The following is a 17,043-nucleotide window of genomic DNA, read 5'->3' on the forward strand; positions in this document are numbered from 1 at the left end:
CACAATGCGGGCGCGGTCAGGACCAGAGGGCGGCGAGGGCGTGTCGGCGTTCCCGACGGTCCAGGCCCCTGAGGTCCGCGACGCCGCGCTCGGTCACCACCACCTCGACGTCGTGCGAGGCGGTGGTGACGGGCCGGGACAGGCGCTCGACGAGCGTCGGCTCGCCCTTCACGGTGCTCGGCAGGGCGATCACCGACACCCCCCGCCCGCGGGCGGCCGCCGCGGCGAAGTCCGGGTGGCCGCCGATCATCCCGGCGGCGACCTCGCCGATGCCCTCGACGTTGACCTGGCCGTCGAGGTCGATCTCCAGGGCGGCGTTGAGCGCGATCAGCGGGGTCCCGGTGGACAGTCGGCCGAGGTCGTGGGTGTGCTCGATGGGGTGCAGGACGCGGCGGCCGCGCGCCCAGTCGTAGAGCCGCTCGGTGCCGCACAGGTAGGCCGCGCTCGCCGACCGCAGCAGGCCCTTCTCGTCGAGATCGACGACGGGTTCGGGGAGCAGCCCGGAGTCCACGTGCACCGGCACCTCCAGTGCACCGACCATCGCCTGCGCGAGCCTCCCGGGCCCGACCTGCACGCGGGCGCCCTCGGGGACGAGCGCGGCGATGTGGCGGGCGATGGTCTCGTCCGCCGCGGTGGGAGTGGCGTTCGGGATGACGGCGGGCGGCTCGTCGGTCTCGCCGACGATCGTGACCTGCTCCGGCGGGATCGGCGGTCCCGCCTCGGCGAGCGGGGCCGCGCTGCTGAGCACCGCGGCGACCGGCACGCCCGCGTCGATCACCCCTCGGACGTAGGAGGACTCGGCGCCCAGGTGCAGCCCGTCCGGCCCGCGGACCAGCTGGGCGATCACCAGGTCCGGCCGCAGCGTCGAGGCCAGGATGCCCGGGATCGCCGACAGCCTGCACGGCACGACGTGCGCGAGGCCCGCCTCGATCGGCCGCCGCAGCCCGGGTCCGCCCCCCAGCACCCGCACGTCCGCGAACGCGCCCAGGTCCAGGCCGTCCGCGCGGCCGGGGAGCCAGCCGAGGACGAGCCGCACCCCGTCGGCCACCTCGCTGAGCGGGCCGTACAGCGAGGAGGGCGCGCCGCAGCCGTCCCCGAGCAGGACACGGGACCCGGGGCGGACGACGGCGTCCAGACTCACCATGGCCCCGATTCGACCACAGGGCGATCACTCCCGGGGTGTGACGGCGCGCTCGTAGCGGGCGGCCAGCGCCCGGACCCGGTCGACCAGCTCCGGCGGCTCGGTGACCGTGAAGTCCAGCCCCAGCAGCCCCACGTACACCGCGATCGTCTCGACGCTGTCCGCCCCCGTGACCAGCACCGACGTCTCGTCGTCCCGCTGCTCGACGAGCCCCACCGCCGGGTTGATCCGAGCCAGGACGACGGCCGCGGGCGCGTGCACGGTGATGCGGGCGTGGACCGCCCAGCCGGTGGAGGCGACGTCCCGCAGCACGAACGCCGTGTAGTCGCCGCCCGGCAGCGCCGTCGGCGTGAAGCGGAGACCGGTGCGCATCCGCAGCCCGAGCCAGTCGACGCGGAAGGTCCGCCAGGTGTCGGTGCGGCCGACCAGGTACCAGCGGCCCTGCCAGCTGACCAGCCGGTAGGGCTCGACCTGCAGGGGCCACTCCGCGCCGGGGTAGTCGAACCGGACGTGCTCGCGGTCCCGGATCGCCGTGGCCAGCGCGGTGAGCACGGCCGGGTCGACCTCCGGGTCGGGATCGGCCGTGTCGGTGTTGCGCGGCCCCTGGTCGGTGGCCTGGTGCACGGCCGCGACCTGCCGTTTCAGTCGGTCCGGCAGCACCTGTTCGAGCTTGGCCAGCGCGCGGGCGCTGCTGTCCTCGAGACCGCCGACCCCGGTGGCGGCCCGCAGGCCGATCGCGACGGCGACGGCCTCGGCGTCGTCGAGCAGCAGGGGCGGGAGCTTGGCGCCCGCCCCCAGCCGGTAGTGGCCTGCACCGCCGCGGACACCGTGGACGGGGTAGCCGAGCTCGCGGAGCCGCGCGATGTCGGTGCGCACGGTCCGCCCGCTCACACCGAGCCGCTCGGCGAGCTCGGTCCCCGTCCAGTCCGGACGGGTCTGCAGCAGGCCGAGGAGGGTCAGGAGACGGTTCCTGGGTGGAATAGGACCAAAACTAGCCTAATCGCCTCCTACCGTCCTCCCCATGACGACGAACTTCACGGTCCGGATCCCGCAGGCCGACCTCGACGACCTGGCCGACCGCCTCGCCCGCACCCGGCTGCCGCAGCCCGCGCCCGGAGACGACTGGACCTACGGCACCCCGAACCACTACCTCGCCGAGATGGTCGGGTACTGGCGGGACGGGTTCGACTGGCGGGCGCAGGAGGAGCGGATGAACGCCTTCCCGCAGTACCTCACCGAGATCGACGGCCAGACCGTCCACTACCTGCACGTCCCGTCGGCGGAGCCGAACGCCGTCCCGGTGCTGCTCGTGCACACCTGGCCGGGGTCCTTCGTGGACTTCCTCGACGTGATCGGGCCGCTGGTGGACCCGGTCGCGCACGGCGGGCGGGCCGAGGACGCCTGCTCGGTGGTGATCCCGTCGATCCCCGGCTTCGGGTTCAGCACGCCGCTGGTCGGGACCGGCTGGACCCTGGCGAAGGTGGCGCGCACCTTCGACACCCTGATGCGGGAGCTCGGCTACGCCTCCTACGGGGTCCACGGCAGCGACGCCGGCGCGATGGTCGCCCGCGAGCTGGGGCTGCTGGACCCGCCCGGGTTCCTGGGCCTGCACGTCCTGCAGCTGTTCTCGTTCCCCTCGGGGGACCCGGCGGAGTTCGCGGACCTCGGCCCCGCGGACTACGCGGCGCTGGAGTTCATGCAGTGGTTCCAGTCCGTCGGCGGCTACAACCAGATGAACGCCTCCCGCCCGCAGACGGTCGCGGCGGCGCTGTCGGACTCACCCGTCGGGCAGCTGGCGTACTCGGAGCTGTTCGAGAGCTTCGGCAACGGGACGTCCCTGGTCACCCGCGACCAGGTGCTGACCCAGGCGTCCCTGTACTGGTTCACCAACACCTCGGCCTCGGCCGCGCGGTTCTACTTCGAGGAGGCGCGGGCGGGCGCGGAACCGCAGGTCAACCGGGCCCGCACGGGGGTGGCGGTGTTCGCTGCGGACTTCCAGACGATCCGGGCCTTCGCCGAGCGGGACAACTCCGCGATCACCCACTGGAGCACCTTCGCCGAGGGCGGGCACTTCGCGGCGCTGGAGCGGCCGGGAGACGTGGCCGCCGACGTGCGCGCCTTCTTCTCCCGTGGGTAGGTTCCGACCATGAGCGACGGCGATTTCGTGCGGGAACCGTTGGGTGTGCAGGAGCGGATCACCGCGGACGGGTCCTCGTCGTGGCCGGTCGAGCCCGGGCGCTACCGGTTGGTGGGCGCCCGGGCCTGCCCGTGGGCGAACCGCGTGATCATCTCCCGGCGGCTGCTGGGGCTCGAGCCCGTGCTGTCGCTGGGGATCGCCGGTCCGCTGCACGACGAGCGGTCCTGGCGCTTCCACAACGACCCCGGGAACGTCGACCCGGTCCTGGGGATCGAGTACCTGCGCGAGGCCTACGAAAGGGCCGTGCCGGGGTACTCCGCGGGCGTCACCGTGCCCGCGGTCGTGGACGTGGCGAGCGGGAAGGTCGCCACCAACGCGTACCTGGAGCTGGAGGAGGACCTCGCGACGCAGTGGCGTGAGTTCCACCGGCCCGGCGCGCCGGACCTGTTCCCGGCGGAGCACCGCGCCGAGCTGGACGCGCTGAGCGACGAGATCTTCCACGACGTCAACAACGGCGTGTACAAGTGCGGCTTCGCCCGCTCCCAGGAGTCCTACGACCGGGCGTACGACGCGTTGTTCGCCCGGCTCGACGCGCTCTCGTCCCGGCTGGCGGGGCGGCGCTACCTGCTCGGGGACAGGATCACCCAGGTCGACGTCCGGCTGTGGGTCACCCTCGTCCGGTTCGACGCGGCCTACCACGGCCACTTCAAGTGCAACCGGACGAAGCTCACCGAGCTGCCGGTCCTGTGGGCCTACGCCCGCGACCTCTTCCAGACCCCCGGCTTCGGGGACACGATCGACTTCCTGCAGATCAAGCAGCACTACTACGGGGTGCACCGGAGCCTGAACCCGAGCGGGATCGTGCCGAAGGGCCCCGACACGTCCGGCTGGCTGGAGCCGCACGGGCGCGAGGCGCTGGGTGGCCGCCCCTTCGGCGACGGCACCCCGCCCGGCCCCCCGGTCGAGGGCGAGCAGGTCCCGCCGCCCGCCTGAGGATGTCCGACCCGCGGGTCCGAACCGAGGGACTCGCGGGTGCGCGAGTCCCCCGGTTCGAACCCGCGAGTCCCGCGTCGGGGACACTGGGGCGCGATGCGGATCGAGAGCTTCCCTCCCGGCGAGACCGCGCGGACCGACCCCGATCGGCCCGCGCCCCGACGACGGCGGCGGATGGTCTCCGTCCTCACCACCGGACTCGTGGTGGGGGCGCTGGTCGCCGGCGTGAGCGGGGGGATCGGGCTCTCGTCGCACAGCGACCCGGCCCCGGAGGACGCCGCTGCCCCGGCCTCGGCCCCCGCCGCCCCCGCACCCGACCCGAACACCTGCACCCCGCTGGTCGCGGCGATGAGCCCGCGGGACCGGGTGGCCCAGCGCCTGATGATCGGCGTGGACCCCGCCGACCCGGCCGCGGCCGTGGCGACGGTCCGGGACTCCCACGTCGGCGGGATCTTCATCGGCGGCAACCCCACGGCGCTGCTGCAGAACGACGCGCTCGCCGCCGTCCAGCAGGCCTCGCCGACGAAGGTCGCGGTCGCGGTCGACGACGAGGGCGGCCGCGTCCAGCGCATCGACGCCCTCGACGGCGACCTGCCCAGCGCCCGGCAGATGGCGCAGCGGACCCCGGAGCAGGTGCGGGCGCTGGGGGAGGAGCGCGGCAGGCAGCTGCTCGCACGCGGGGTGACCTGGAACCTCGCCCCGACCGTCGACGTGTCCGACCAGCCGCGCACCGACGTCATCGGCGACCGGTCGTTCTCGAACGATCCCGCCGTCGTCACGCGGTACGCGCGGGCCTGGGAGGAGGGACAGCGCGCGGCGGGGGTCTACGGCGTGCTCAAGCACTTCCCGGGGCACGGGCACTCCTCCGGCGACTCGCACCAGGGCCGCGTCTCGGTGCCGCCGCTGGACCAGCTCCGCCAGGACGACCTGAAGCCCTACGCCGACCTGCTCGGATCGCTCGACCAGGAGCACGTCGGGGTGATGGTCGGCCACCTGGACGTCCCCGGCCTGACCGGGTCGCTGCCGTCGAGCCTCACCCCGGCCGTCTACCAGCTGCTGCGCGGCGAGTTCGGCTTCGACGGCATGGTCATGACCGACGACCTCGGCGCCATGAAGGCGATCAGCGGCAGCTTCACCCCCGCCCAGGCGAGCCTCGCCGCCCTGCAGGCGGGCGCCGACATGGCGCTGGTGAGCAACGTCGAACGGCCGGGCCCGATCCTCGACGCCGTCGAGCAGGCCGGTCTCCCCGACACCGACCAGGCGGTGGAGCGCATCCTGGCCGCGAAGGGCCTCTGCACCCGCGGCACATGATCACCGCGACTGGAGCGGGATCCGCGCTCAGCGCGGGTCTCGCTCCAGTCGTGGTGATCATGTGAACGTCTTCTCCCGATCCGCCTCCGGGATCGTCGCCGTCGGGCATCCTCCCCGCCGTGGATCTCGCGGTGGTACTCGCGCGACAGGGCGGCACGGTGGGCCTCGGGCAGGCCCTCACCTGCGGCCTGTCGGACGATGCCGTGCGCAGGCGGGTGCGTTCGCGGCGCTGGCGGCAGGTCCACCCGCGGGTGTTCCACGCGTCCGACCATCCGTGGACCGACACGTCCCGCACCTGGGCGGTCGCGCTGTGGCTCGGCCCGCGCGGCGTGCTGTCCGGGCCGGCTGCGGCGTTCGTGCACGGCCTCGCCGACCGCGCCCCGCCGGTCGCCGGGGTGACCGTGCCGCAGCGGAGTCGTCTGCGGGGGCGGCCGGGGATCGCGGTCCGCCGTCGCGACCTCGCGCCGGAGGATCTGGGTGTCCGGCGAGGCATCCGACTCACCGGGGTCGAGCTGACGGTCCTCGAGACCGCCCTGGCGCTGCCCGACGGCGCAGCCTTCCTCGACCGCGCGCTCCAGCGCCACGTCCCCCTGCCGCCCCTCGTCGCCGCGTACCACCGCAACCTGGGCGCGCGGGGATGGTCTCGGCTGCGCCCGCTGCTGGTGGCGGCGCAGGACCGGACGGCGTCGAGGCTGGAACGGCTGTTCCTCCAGATCCTGCGGGACGCGCACCTCACCGGCTGGGTGGCGAACCTGCGGATCGGTTCCTGGGAGGCGGACGTCGCCTTCCCGGAGCAGCGGGTCGCGATCGAGCTGGACGGCTGGGCCTGGCACGTCGAGCCGGGCCGGTTCCAGGGCGACCGCACCAAGCAGAACTCCCTCGCCCTCACCGGGTGGACCGTCCTGCGATTCACCTGGGCGGACGTCACGCAGCGGCCGGACCACGTGCGGGCGGTGGTCCGACGCGCCCTCGCCCTGGCGGCATGATCACCGCGACTGGAGCGGGATCCGCGCTCAGCGCGGCTCCCGCTCCAGTCCCGACGATCATGTGAAGGCCACGGACGGGACAGTCTGGGACTCCAGGACGTTCAGTCGCTCGGTCAGGGCGGCGTGGACGGCCTGGTGGGAGTCCGTGCCCAGGGTCACGCGCACGGGCGGGGCGGGGTCTCGGCTGAGCTCGTCGATCACGGCGGCGATCTTCGCCGGGTCGCCGGTGAGGGACTCGGGTGTGAGGGACTCCAGGCCGCGGCGGACCCGCCCGGTCGCCCCGTGCCGGTAGGGCTCGGTCTCCTCGGTGAACCGGATGGCCGTCGCGAAACCGGTGCGGGTGCCGCCGATCTCGACGATGCTCAGGTGCACGCCGAACTCCGCCATCTCCTGCGCCACGCTCTCGGTGAAGCCCTCGAGCCCCCACTTGCCCGCGTGGTACGCGCTGTGGGTGGGGACGGCGACCTGCCCGCCCATGCTGGAGATCTGCAGGATCCGGCCGCCGCCGCGCTCGCGCATCGGCCGCAGGAAGGCCTGGGTGATCCGCATGGGCGCGAGCAGGAGCACCTCGACCTGGTCCCGGGCGTCCGCCGCGGACATCTCCTCGGCGGCCCCGGCGACCACGTACCCGGCGTTGTTCACGACGACGTCGACGGGGCCCACGTCCGCGAGGACCCGCTCGACGTCCGCGGGCCGGGCCAGGTCCGCGACCGCGACGGTCAGCCGGTCGCCGTGGGCCGCGACCAGGTCGTCGAGCGACTGCGGCCGCCGGACGGTCGCGGTCACCCGCTCCCCACGCTGCAGGGCCCGGGTGGTCAGCTCCCGCCCGAGCCCGCCGGACGCTCCCGTGATGAACCAGTGGCGCACGCCCGCCATGAAACCGGAGGATCCTCCGGTCGGCAACCGGTGGGCACGGCTCAGTCCATGTCCAGCCCGCCGTTGACGCTGATCACGGAGCCGGTGATGTAGCCCGCCCGCTCGTCGACCAGGAACTGGACGGCCCGCGCGATCTCGTCCGCCTGGCCCAGGCGGCCGACCGGGACGCCCTTGAGGAGCTTCTGCAGGACCTCCTCGGGCACCGCCGCGACCATCTCGGTCTCGATGTAGCCGGGCGCCACGCAGTTCACCGTGACGCCCTTGCGCGCCACCTCCTGGGCGAGGGACTTGGAGAACCCGAACAGGCCGGACTTCGACGCCGCGTAGTTCGCCTGCCCCACCGCGCCGGACTCGCCGATCACGGAGGAGATGTTCACGATCCGGCCGAAGCCGTTGCCGGTCATGTGGTCCAGCACGGCCTTGGTCATGTAGAAGGCGCCGGACAGGTTGACCCGCAGCACGGCGTGCCAGTCGTCCACCGTCATCTTGCGCACGGTCTTGTCGACGGTGATCCCGGCGTTGTTGACCAGGTAGTCGATGCGGCCGTAGCGCTCCAGCACGTCGGCGACGACGCGCTCGCAGTCCTCGGGCGACCCGACGTTGCCCTGGTGCACGGAGACCGACGCCCCCTCCGCCCCCAGCTTCTCCGCCAGGTCCTCGGCGGCCTTGGCGTTCGACGAGTACCCGGCGGCGACGTGCACGCCGTCGCGGGCGAGAGCGGTGGTGATCGCCGCCCCGATCCCCCGGGCCCCGCCGGTGACGACGGCGACGCGAGGTTCGGGCTGGGCGTCCGTGCGGGGAGCAGGGGCGGCGTTCGTCATCTTCTACGTCTCCTGACGCTCGAGTACTCGGGACATGCCCCGGCGGACCGCGTCGACGAGGTACGGCCGGAGCTGGTGGGGATCGACGATCTGGTGGACGGACCCGACGCGCTGGGCCCGCTGGATGGAGTGGGTGGAGTCGAACTCCTCGGCGACGTCGCCGAGCTTCTCCGACCGGACGTCCGACCGGACGGCGGCGAGCTCGGCCCGCAGGCCCGCGGCCTCGGCGCCGGACGACGCGGCGATGCGCTCCTCGAGCGAGGTCACCCGCGGGTCCGCGGCCACCCGCTTGCGCACCTCGCCCGCGAACACGACGGCCGCGGCGGGCGCCCCGCCGAGCACCGACGCGTACGAGCCCTCGACGGCGGCGACCTCCATCGAGTCGTTCAGCGTCGCGGAGAAGACCACGAACGCGCCGCCGTGGTAGCGGGAGACGACGCAGAAGGCGATGGGCCCGTCGAAGTTGACGATGGCCCGCCCGATCTCGGCGCCGTACTCCAGCTGCAGCCCGCGCAGCGACTCCGGCGAGCCGTCGAACCCGGACAGGTTCGCCAGCACGACCAGGGGCCGGTTGCCGGACGCCGCGTTGATCGCCCGTGCCGTCTTCTTCGACGACTTGGGGAACAGCGTGCCCGCGGTGAACTGCTCGGGGCCGTCGACCGGCACGATGCCGCGCCGGGGGACCGGCTTGGACTCGATGCCGAGCAGGGCCACGGGCTGGCCGCCGAGGTGGGCGTCGTACACGACGACCGAGTCGGCGTCGTGCATGTCCGCCCAGCGCTCGAGCGGCTCGTGGTCGGCGTCGGTCACCGCCCGCATCACCGAGCGGATGTCGAAGGGCTTCTTGCGGCCCGGGTTCGTCTCGGCGGAGAAGATCTCCCCGACGGTCGCGAACTCCGGCCCGGCGTGCGGCGCGGTGGTGACGTCCCGCTGCACCGGGTCCGTGGTCGGCGCGGGCCGCGGGAACCGCTCGCCCGGCACCACGTAGCAGTGCTCGTAGTGCCGGAACAGCACGTCGACGGCGGCGCCGAGGTCCGGCGCCCAGTACTGCGCCTGGCCGTTCGGGCCCATGATCCGGTCGTAGCCGCCGATGCCGAAGTTGTCCTCGGCCGAGACGCCGCCGGAGTAGTCCAGGGACTGCTTGCCGGTCAGCACCATCGCGCTGTCCGGCGTCATGACCAGGATGCCCTTGGTGTGCATGAGCATCGTGGCCTCGGCGTTCCAGTAGGGCTGGGCGCCGACGTTGATCCCGGTGACGACGATGTTGATCTCGCCGCCCTCCTGGGTGAACTCCACGACCGCGCGCAGCGCCCGGGAGATCCAGTCCATGTTCTCCGTGCCGGAGTCCATGGCGATCCGCGCGCCCGAGGACACGGCGAACCACTCGATCGGCACCCGCAGCTCCCGCGCGAGCGTGATGGCCGCGCACACGCGGGCGCACTCGGCCTCGGCCAGCGAGCCGAGCCCGCGGGTCGGGTCGCCGATCAGCACCACGCGGGTCATGCCCTCGGGCTGCTTGGCGGTCGTGGCGGTGACCGTGCCGAGCACCAGATTGGCCGTGTTCAGCCCGGGGGCCCGGTCGACCGGCGTGGCCGGCGCGAACGAGCCGTCGAGCAGGTCGTACTCCTGGAACTCGCCCAGCATCCCGACGATCTCGTACGGGTAGACCGCGCCGCGGCGCTGCGCCTTGATGACGTTCTGGGCGTAGGCGTCCAGCTCGCGCATCGGGCTGGTCGGCGGCTCGTCGAGCTTGACGGTCAGGCCCGCGCCCGGGGGGCGGGTCAGCCGCAGCAGGTGCGCGCCCTCGGCGGTGCGGAAGTCGACCTGGACCTGCTCGAGGCCCAGCGCCCCGGTCCGCGCCGCGAGCGGCCGCACGACCGCGTCGAGCTCGGAGAACGGGATGTCGACGACCGGCCAGACGTGCAGCACGATCCGGTTCCACCCGAGCTTGGCCAGGGCGGGGTCGGCGCTGCGCGCGCTGCGCAGGGAGTCCAGGCAGGCGTCGATGGCCCGCTCCAGCTCCGGCACCGACCGGATGACACCGCCGCCCGCAGGCTCGCCGGAGGGCGCGTCGGCGCTGCCGTCCCGCAGGACGGTCAGCCGCCGGACGTCCGCCAGCGCGATCAGCCGCTGGTCCTCGCGCACGTTCTTGCCGGTGGCGTGGAACAGATGAACGTCCGTCTCAGACGGAAGTCTGCGCAGGTCGAAGCTCGACAGCCGCCACAGCCCGAGCCGCTCGGCCACGAGCGGGTGCAGGCCGCGCAGCGTGCGGTCCTCGACGAGCGTGCCGTCCGCCTCGGGCCGCAGCGTGAACCAGACGGGGCCGGGGTCGGCGAGCGCGTCGGCCTCCCGGTTGGGCAGCACCGCCACCGCGATCCGGGCGACCTTGTCCACCGGGACGGCGCCCACCGCGGCGCGGACGCGCTCGGCGCGGGCGTCGGGGTCGCCGCCGTCGTCGGTGTGCGTCGAGGTGACGTAGAGGTCGACGAGGGCCTTGTCGCCCTCGGGCAGCTCCTCCACCCGGCGCCGCATCTGGTTCGCGGCGGCCAGCGCGCGGCGCGGGTCGTTGTTGTCGATCACCGTGGCGAGCACGGTGCGCGGCCTGCCCGCGTGGGTGTAGCGCGCGGTGAGCAGCGGCAACCCGACGGCGTCGATGACCTGCAGGTCCTCGAGCTCGCGGATGCGGTAGTACCGCCGGGTCATGACCTCGAGCAGGGCCGCGTTGTGCTGCGCCGCGAAGACCCCGAGGATCGTCTCGGACGAGCCGACCAGCCGCTGGATCGCCGCGTCCCGGTCGCCCGCCGAGGGCAGCGCGTCGAGCTCCTGGCGCACCTCGCGGCGCACCCGCTCCCGCTCGGCCTCCACGGCCGGGGCGTCGAAGCAGTGGTAGCGGACCCGGCGGGCCAGGTCGCCGACCACGGGGTGCCGCAGCTGGGTGGCGACGACGAGGTCGTCCAGCGTGCGGAGGTAGTCCTCGGGCAGGTGCGCCAGGGACTCCGGGTGCGCGAGCCGCCACTGCAGGAGCCCGCGGATCACGGCCTCGTGCGCGGTGGCCCGCTTGTGCGCCAGGAACATCCAGTACAGCGCGGGCTCGAGGTCCGGACCGTCCGGGCCGGTCCCGTAGTGCGCCAGTGCCCGGCGCAGCTTCGCGACGAAGGACTGCGGCAGACCCTCGGTGTCCCGGGACTGGAGGAAGGAGTGGAGGTACTCCTGCGGGTTGCGGCCGTCGTCCGGCTCGACCGTGTCCTCGCCCGCGCGCTCGCGCCGGTTGCGCGACAGCGCGGACAGGTCGGTGAAGATGCGCAGCACGGCCGTCTCGCCCGCGAGGACGGCCGGGTCGGCGCCTGCCAGCGCGGCCCGGGCCTTGTCCAGCGTGGAGACGAGCGGGGCGGCCTCGCGGGCGTCGACGTCGTAGCCGAGGACCTGCCAGCGCAGCGCGGTCAGCACGTCCGCGGCGACGTCCGCCGGGTCGTCGGTGACCGATGTGCCCGCCAGCGCGGTGAGATCGGCGCGGTCGCCGCTCGCCTCGACGGCGCCGCCCTCCGCGGCGGGCTCCAGCCGGACGAGCTTCGTCCCGCCCTCGACCTGGGTGTTCGCCGGCACGAGGACCTCGGCCACGGTGCCCGCGAAGGGCGCGCGCAGCGCGGTCTCGAGCTTCATCGACTCGACGACGGCGACGACGTCACCCTCGGCGACCTGCTGCCCGGCCGTGACCGGGACGGCGACGACCATGGCGGGGGCGGGCGCGCGGACCATGCCCGCCTCGCCGCCGGAGATGCGGTGCACGGCCCCGTCGACCTCGACGAGGTAGTCGCTGCCCTGCGGCGCGGCGAGCACCGAGTAGGTCGTGCCCGCGACGGTGAGCCTGCGCTCGAACCGGCCGACGTGCTCGACGTCCACCTCGACGCGCGTGCCGTCGAGCTCCACGCGGTAGCGCTTGGCCCGGACGCGGGCCACGCGCAGCCGGTAGCTCTCGCCGACGGCCCGGACGTCCGTCTGGTGCCAGGTCTCGGCGCCGACCTCGGGACGGCCGCGCTCGGCGGCGGCGAACAGCCGGTCCTGCTGGCGGGCCACGTGCCCGTCGTGCGCCTCGACGGCGGTGGCGAGCAGCGCGACGTCGAGCCTGCGCGGCGGGGTGTAGCCCTGCGCCATCAGCCCGTCGAGCCACGTGGTGTCGGTGTCGCCCTCGACGAGCTCGGGGCGCTGCAGCAGGTCGAGCAGGAAGGCCTTGTTCGTGGTGCCGCCGTCGATCACCGCGGCGGTCTGGCGCAGGGCGCGCAGCAGCCGCGCCCGCGCCTCGTCCCGGTCCCGGCCCCACGCGATGATCTTCGCGATCATGGAGTCGAACTGGGCCGGGATGAGGTCCCCGGTCGCCACGCCGGTGTCCACCCGGATCCCCGGGCCCGAGGGCAGCGCGAGGTGCTGGATCAGGCCGGGGGCGGGGGCGAACTCGCGTTCCGGGTCCTCGGCGGTGAGCCGGGCCTCGATGGCGTGGCCGGTCCCGCGGGGCGTCTCGGCGGCGATGTCGGCGAGCTTCCCGCCGCCCGCGATGTGCAGCTGCAGCTTGACGATGTCCACGCCGGTGCACGCCTCGGTGACCGGGTGCTCCACCTGCAGCCGCGTGTTGACCTCGAGGAACGACAGCAGCCGCTCCTTGGGCTCGTAGAGGAACTCCACGGTGCCCGCGTTGACGTAGCCGGCCGCGCGGGCGAGCTCGGCGGCCGAGCTGCGCAGCAGGGCCTCCTGCTCGGCGTCGAGCGCGGTGGAGGCGGACTCCTCGATGACCTTCTGGTTGCGGCGCTGGACGGAGCAGTCCCGGATGCCCAGCGTCCACACGTCACCCGTCGCGTCGGCGACGACCTGGACCTCGACGTGCCTGCCGCCGGAGATGGCGCGCTCGAGGAAGACGGTCGCGTCCCCCGCGGTCTTGGCCGCCTCGGAGGAGGCCCGCTCGAAGGCCTCGGCGAGGTCGTCGGGGTGGTTCACCTTCCGGATGCCGCGCCCGCCGCCGCCCGCGGTGGCCTTGACCATCAGCGGGTAGCCGATGGCCTCCGCCTTCTCCCGGGCCTCGGCGAGGTCCGCGACGGGGCCGCCGGACCACGCCGCCAGCGGCACGCCGACGCGCTCGGCGAGCTTCTTGGCCGCGATCTTGTCGCCCAGGTCCCGCATGACCTCCGGGGAGGGCCCCACGAAGGTGATGCCGAGCGTGCGGCAGAGCTCGGCGAACTCCGCCTTCTCCGACACGAACCCCCAGCCCGGCCACACGGCGTCGGCACGGGCGACCCGCAGCGCGCGCTCGAGCTCCGCGTAGTCGAGGTACGGCGACGGGCCGAGGTGGTCGGGGTCGTCCGGGCCGATGAGCACGGCCTCGTCCGCCTCGCGCACGAACATCGCGCGCCGGTCCACGGCGGTGTAGAGCGCGATGGTGCGCAGCGGGTGGTGTCCCGCCGCGTTCCACTCGCGCACGGCGTGGATGAGCCGCATCGCGGGCTCACCGCGGTTGACGATCGCAATCCGGGAGAAACTCACGGAGCCCATCCTGCTATACCGCTCAGGCACCGAAGGCCACCCGAACGTCGTCGCTCGTGGTGGGGGCGACCGCCGCGGGCGCCGCGGGCGTGCGGGGTGCGGGCACCGCGCCGGTCACGCGGGGGAGCACGACCTCCGGGGCCATGATCGACGGGTCGACGGTCAGCACCGCGTAGCCGCCGACGGCACCCGCGCCGAAGCCCGGGGCGAAGACCCTGGTCGGCTTGTCGATCACACCGTCGCGGACCGCGTCGAACAGGGCGATCGGGATGGAGGCGGCCGAGACGTTCCCCATGTCGCCGATGTCGAAGTAGAGCTGGTCGGCCCGCAGACCGGCCTTCTCGGCGAGCTGGACGATCATGGTCCGGTTGGCCTGGTGCGGCACGATCAGCTCGATCTCGTCGAGCACGCCGAGACCGTCGAGCTCGGTGATCATCTGCTCGAGGTAGCGGGCCACGAGCGCCTTCACCTCGGGTCCGTAGACGGTGATGTCGTTGTCGAACTCGGGGTTCGGCCAGATGATCGAGTTCACCTGGGCCGTCGGTCCGGAGGCGTAGGTCTGCACGTACTCGACGTCTCCCGCCGACCCCTCCGCGGCGGGTGCGACGACGAGCGCAGCGGCGCCGTCCCCGAAGATCATCCGGGAGGTCCGGACCGCGCCGATCTTGTCGCTGAACTTCTCGACGCAGACCAGCAGGACCGGGCGGTTCACCTCCTGCAGCTGGCGGATCGCCTCGGCGAGCCCGTAGGGCAGGCCCGCGCACGCCGCGACGATGTCCGCCGAGCAGTGCGTCTGCAGGATCCCCAGCTCGCCGGACAGCCACGTCGACATCGACGGGATCAACCGGTCGCTGGTGCAGGTCGCGACGAGCACGGCGCCGATCTCCTCGGGCCGGCGGCCCGCGTGGGCCAGCGCGGCGTCCGCGGCGGCCAGCGCCAGGTCCCCGATGTCGTACTCGGAGTAGCGGCGCCGCTCGATGCCGGTCTTGGTGCTGATCTCCGCGGCGCTCATCGGCGACCAGGAGAAGCTCGAGTTCCGCACGACGTCCTCGTTCTCGCAGACGTGCTCACCGCGCACGATCGCGAGCGCCTCGATCGTCGGCTTGACCGCCTGGTCGGCGATCTTCACCGGCGGGTACGGCGTGGCGGGCGCCGCGGGCGTCGGGGTGTTCCGGGAGGGGCGGGTCCTCAGGGGCGCGCCGTGGCGGACCCGGTCGAGGAACGCCGCCACCTCCCGGGTGCGCGGATGGAAGGCGATGACGACGTCGTCGTCGCCGATCGCGTCCGCCTCGCGCAGCTCGGTCCGCGACCGCGTCCACGGGTACTGGTTGTGCAGCACCATCGCCCACCGGCTCAGCGCCTCCAGCTCGGGGGCGGGCTCGGCGACGTCGTGGATCTCGGTCGTGGAGAAGACGGGGTAGTCCGGCTCCAGCTCGGGCAGGACGAAGGTCAGGGCGCCGGGGGTGTCGAGGAACTCCGACACGGTCGGCTTGACGGCGGCGAGGCCCGTGGCGTGGTGGCGACGGTGCGCCCAGACGTCGAACAGCAGGGCGAAGAGCCGCTCCTCGACCTCGCCGTGAGGCCCGGCGGGCAGACCCGCCCAGGCTGCGCGGACGGCCTCGACCTTCGCGGCGCCGTCGACCCACGGGGTGACGGTGGGGAGGAAGACGTCCTCCCGGGTGCGCGGCAGGTCCCGCCAGCGCGTGGGGCGCTTGTCGTAGAGGGTCAGCGCCCACCGGTTGACCCAGAACAGGTTCTGGCCCAGGTCCCGCAGCAGATCGAAGCGGCGCGTGTAGGTACGCCCCGCGATGTCCGTTCCGGTAGGGGCTTTGGACTCGAAATCGCGCGTGATGACCGCTTCGGCGGCGGCGACCGAGTCCAGTACCGAGAAATCGAGATCGGGTGAGAAGTTGGCCGGGAAGACGAGGCGACCGTGGCGGTTGACCACGAACGGCTTCATACGGTGCCTCCAGTCGGAATTCCGTGTCACGGCGCGCCGAAGTTCCTGGTCTGACCGGCGGCGGACGGCGACGCGGGGACCAGGTGAGAACGTCGGGCGGTGCGATTACCGTAGCGGGAATTGCACGGAGATCGGAAGGTGACCTGGGTCTACACTCGTCTGCCGATCGTCATTGTCGGGTATCCGATTAAATGTTACCGGCGAGTTGTACCGAATGGTTCTACCGGCGAGTCCGTCGGGTCCGCCCAGTTGAGCGGGGTACACCGTCCGCAATGGACGGAGGGGGCGGCGTGCCGTGGCGGCGGTCGTCGCCGCTCCGTAGGGTCTGCAGGCCATGGCCCGCGTCACGTACCTCACCGCCGAGACCGCCCCGCCCGCCGTCGCCTCGACCGTCGCCTCGATGCCGGCGCTGCACGTCTTCCAGATGCTGGCGCACGCCGAGACGGCCTACCGGCCGTGGCTGCGGTACGGCGGCGCGATCCTGTCCGACCTCGCGCTCGACCCGCTGGTGCGCGAGCTCGTCATCCTCCAGGTCGGGCGGCTCGCGGCGCGCTACGAGTGGGAGCAGCACGTGCCGATCGCGAAGGCCGCGGGCGGCACCGACGCCCAGATCGCGGCGCTGGACCGCGGCGACCTGAGCGTGTTCGACGAGGCGCAGCGCGCCGCGCTCGTGTTCACCGAGTCCTTCGTGCGGGACGGCGAGGTGTCCGATGAGGACTATGCGGCGCTCGCGGCGCGGTTCGCCGAGCGCGAGATCGTGGAGATCGCCCTGACCGCCGCGCACTACCTCGGGCTGGCCCGGATCATGACGGCCCTGCGGATCGACCCCGACGAGGCCGTCGGGCCGGAGGGGCTGCCCGCCGCGCGGCTGTAGAGTCGCCGCAATGGAGATCCTCGCCGGCCGGGTGCTGCTGCGCCCGGCCGACCCGGACGTGACCACCGCCTTCTACCGGGACCGCCTCGGCCTCGCGGTCTACCGCGAGTTCCCCGGCGGCACGGTGTTCCACCTCGGCGGCGGTTTCCTGGAGGTCTCCGGACACGCGTCGGAACCGGCCGACCGCCCGCGCACGGGGGTCGCGCTGTGGATGCAGGTGCGCGACCTCGCCGCCGCGCACAAGGAGATCGTGGACGCGGGGGTGACCGTCACCCGCGAGCCGCGCCGCGAGCCCTGGGGGCTCGACGAGATGTGGATCGCGGACCCGGACGGCGTCGTGATCGGGATCGTCGAGATCCCCCCGGAGCACCCGCTGCGCCGGGACACCCGCTGACCCGAGCGGAACGCGCGGTCC

The 17,043-nt window shown here is 73.5% G+C and carries 12 protein-coding genes; 6 read left to right on the plus strand and 6 right to left on the minus strand.

Annotated elements, in window-relative coordinates; all coding sequences use genetic code 11:
- Positions 1-16: 16 nt before the first annotated feature.
- Positions 17-1,144, minus strand: coding sequence for an acetyl-CoA hydrolase/transferase C-terminal domain-containing protein (locus L3X23_RS31950; RefSeq protein WP_237197028.1), 1,128 nt, complete (start codon positions 1,142-1,144; stop codon positions 17-19).
- A 24-nt stretch (positions 1,145-1,168) separates the two neighbouring features.
- The gene (locus L3X23_RS31955) at positions 1,169-2,122 is read right to left on the minus strand and encodes a YafY family protein (protein WP_237198175.1); all 954 of its coding nucleotides are present in this window, start codon (positions 2,120-2,122) and stop codon (positions 1,169-1,171) included.
- 40 nt (positions 2,123-2,162) lie between these two features.
- On the opposite strand from L3X23_RS31955, the gene L3X23_RS31960 reads away from it, so the two are divergent.
- From L3X23_RS31960 to L3X23_RS36420, 4 genes are all read left to right on the plus strand, one after another.
- On the plus strand, positions 2,163-3,278 hold the full coding sequence (locus L3X23_RS31960; RefSeq protein WP_237197030.1) for an epoxide hydrolase family protein: 1,116 nt from the start codon (positions 2,163-2,165) through the stop codon (positions 3,276-3,278).
- A gap of 9 nt (positions 3,279-3,287) precedes the next feature.
- Positions 3,288-4,271, plus strand: coding sequence for a glutathione S-transferase family protein (locus L3X23_RS31965; protein WP_237197031.1), 984 nt, complete (start codon positions 3,288-3,290; stop codon positions 4,269-4,271).
- Positions 4,272-4,445: 174 nt separating this feature from the next.
- Positions 4,446-5,582 carry a glycoside hydrolase family 3 N-terminal domain-containing protein gene (locus tag L3X23_RS31970; protein WP_374205015.1) on the plus strand — a complete coding sequence of 379 codons (1,137 nt, stop codon included), beginning with the start codon at positions 4,446-4,448 and terminating at the stop codon, positions 5,580-5,582.
- 119 nt (positions 5,583-5,701) lie between these two features.
- Positions 5,702-6,568 (plus strand): DUF559 domain-containing protein, encoded by an 867-nt coding sequence (locus tag L3X23_RS36420; RefSeq protein WP_237197035.1) that lies wholly within the window; start codon positions 5,702-5,704, stop codon positions 6,566-6,568.
- A gap of 57 nt (positions 6,569-6,625) precedes the next feature.
- Here the strand turns inward: L3X23_RS36420 and L3X23_RS31980 are convergent, their stop codons facing one another.
- From L3X23_RS31980 to L3X23_RS31995, 4 genes are read right to left on the minus strand one after another with little or no spacing between them, the layout of a single operon-like run.
- On the minus strand, positions 6,626-7,444 hold the full coding sequence (locus tag L3X23_RS31980; RefSeq protein ID WP_237197038.1) for an SDR family NAD(P)-dependent oxidoreductase: 819 nt from the start codon (positions 7,442-7,444) through the stop codon (positions 6,626-6,628).
- 41 nt (positions 7,445-7,485) lie between these two features.
- Positions 7,486-8,265 (minus strand): beta-ketoacyl-ACP reductase, encoded by a 780-nt coding sequence (locus L3X23_RS31985; protein WP_237197040.1) that lies wholly within the window; start codon positions 8,263-8,265, stop codon positions 7,486-7,488.
- Between the two features lie 3 nt (positions 8,266-8,268).
- A complete protein-coding gene (locus tag L3X23_RS31990) occupies positions 8,269-13,803 on the minus strand; it encodes a carboxyl transferase domain-containing protein (protein WP_237197041.1) in 5,535 nt (1,844 codons plus the stop codon).
- A gap of 13 nt (positions 13,804-13,816) precedes the next feature.
- Positions 13,817-15,754 carry a 3-oxoacyl-[acyl-carrier-protein] synthase III C-terminal domain-containing protein gene (locus L3X23_RS31995; protein ID WP_237197044.1) on the minus strand — a complete coding sequence of 646 codons (1,938 nt, stop codon included), beginning with the start codon at positions 15,752-15,754 and terminating at the stop codon, positions 13,817-13,819.
- A gap of 334 nt (positions 15,755-16,088) precedes the next feature.
- Here L3X23_RS31995 and L3X23_RS32000 point away from each other — a divergent pair, with 334 nt between their 5' ends.
- Both L3X23_RS32000 and L3X23_RS32005 read left to right on the plus strand, forming a co-directional pair.
- A complete protein-coding gene (locus tag L3X23_RS32000; RefSeq protein WP_237197047.1) occupies positions 16,089-16,628 on the plus strand; it encodes a carboxymuconolactone decarboxylase family protein in 540 nt (179 codons plus the stop codon).
- A 10-nt stretch (positions 16,629-16,638) separates the two neighbouring features.
- Complete coding sequence (locus L3X23_RS32005) at positions 16,639-17,022, plus strand: VOC family protein (RefSeq protein ID WP_237197049.1); 384 nt, start codon at positions 16,639-16,641, stop codon at positions 17,020-17,022.
- Positions 17,023-17,043: the final 21 nt, after the last annotated feature.

Source organism: Pseudonocardia sp. WMMC193 (assembly GCF_021728735.1).
Classification (GTDB): domain Bacteria; phylum Actinomycetota; class Actinomycetes; order Mycobacteriales; family Pseudonocardiaceae; genus Pseudonocardia; species Pseudonocardia oroxyli.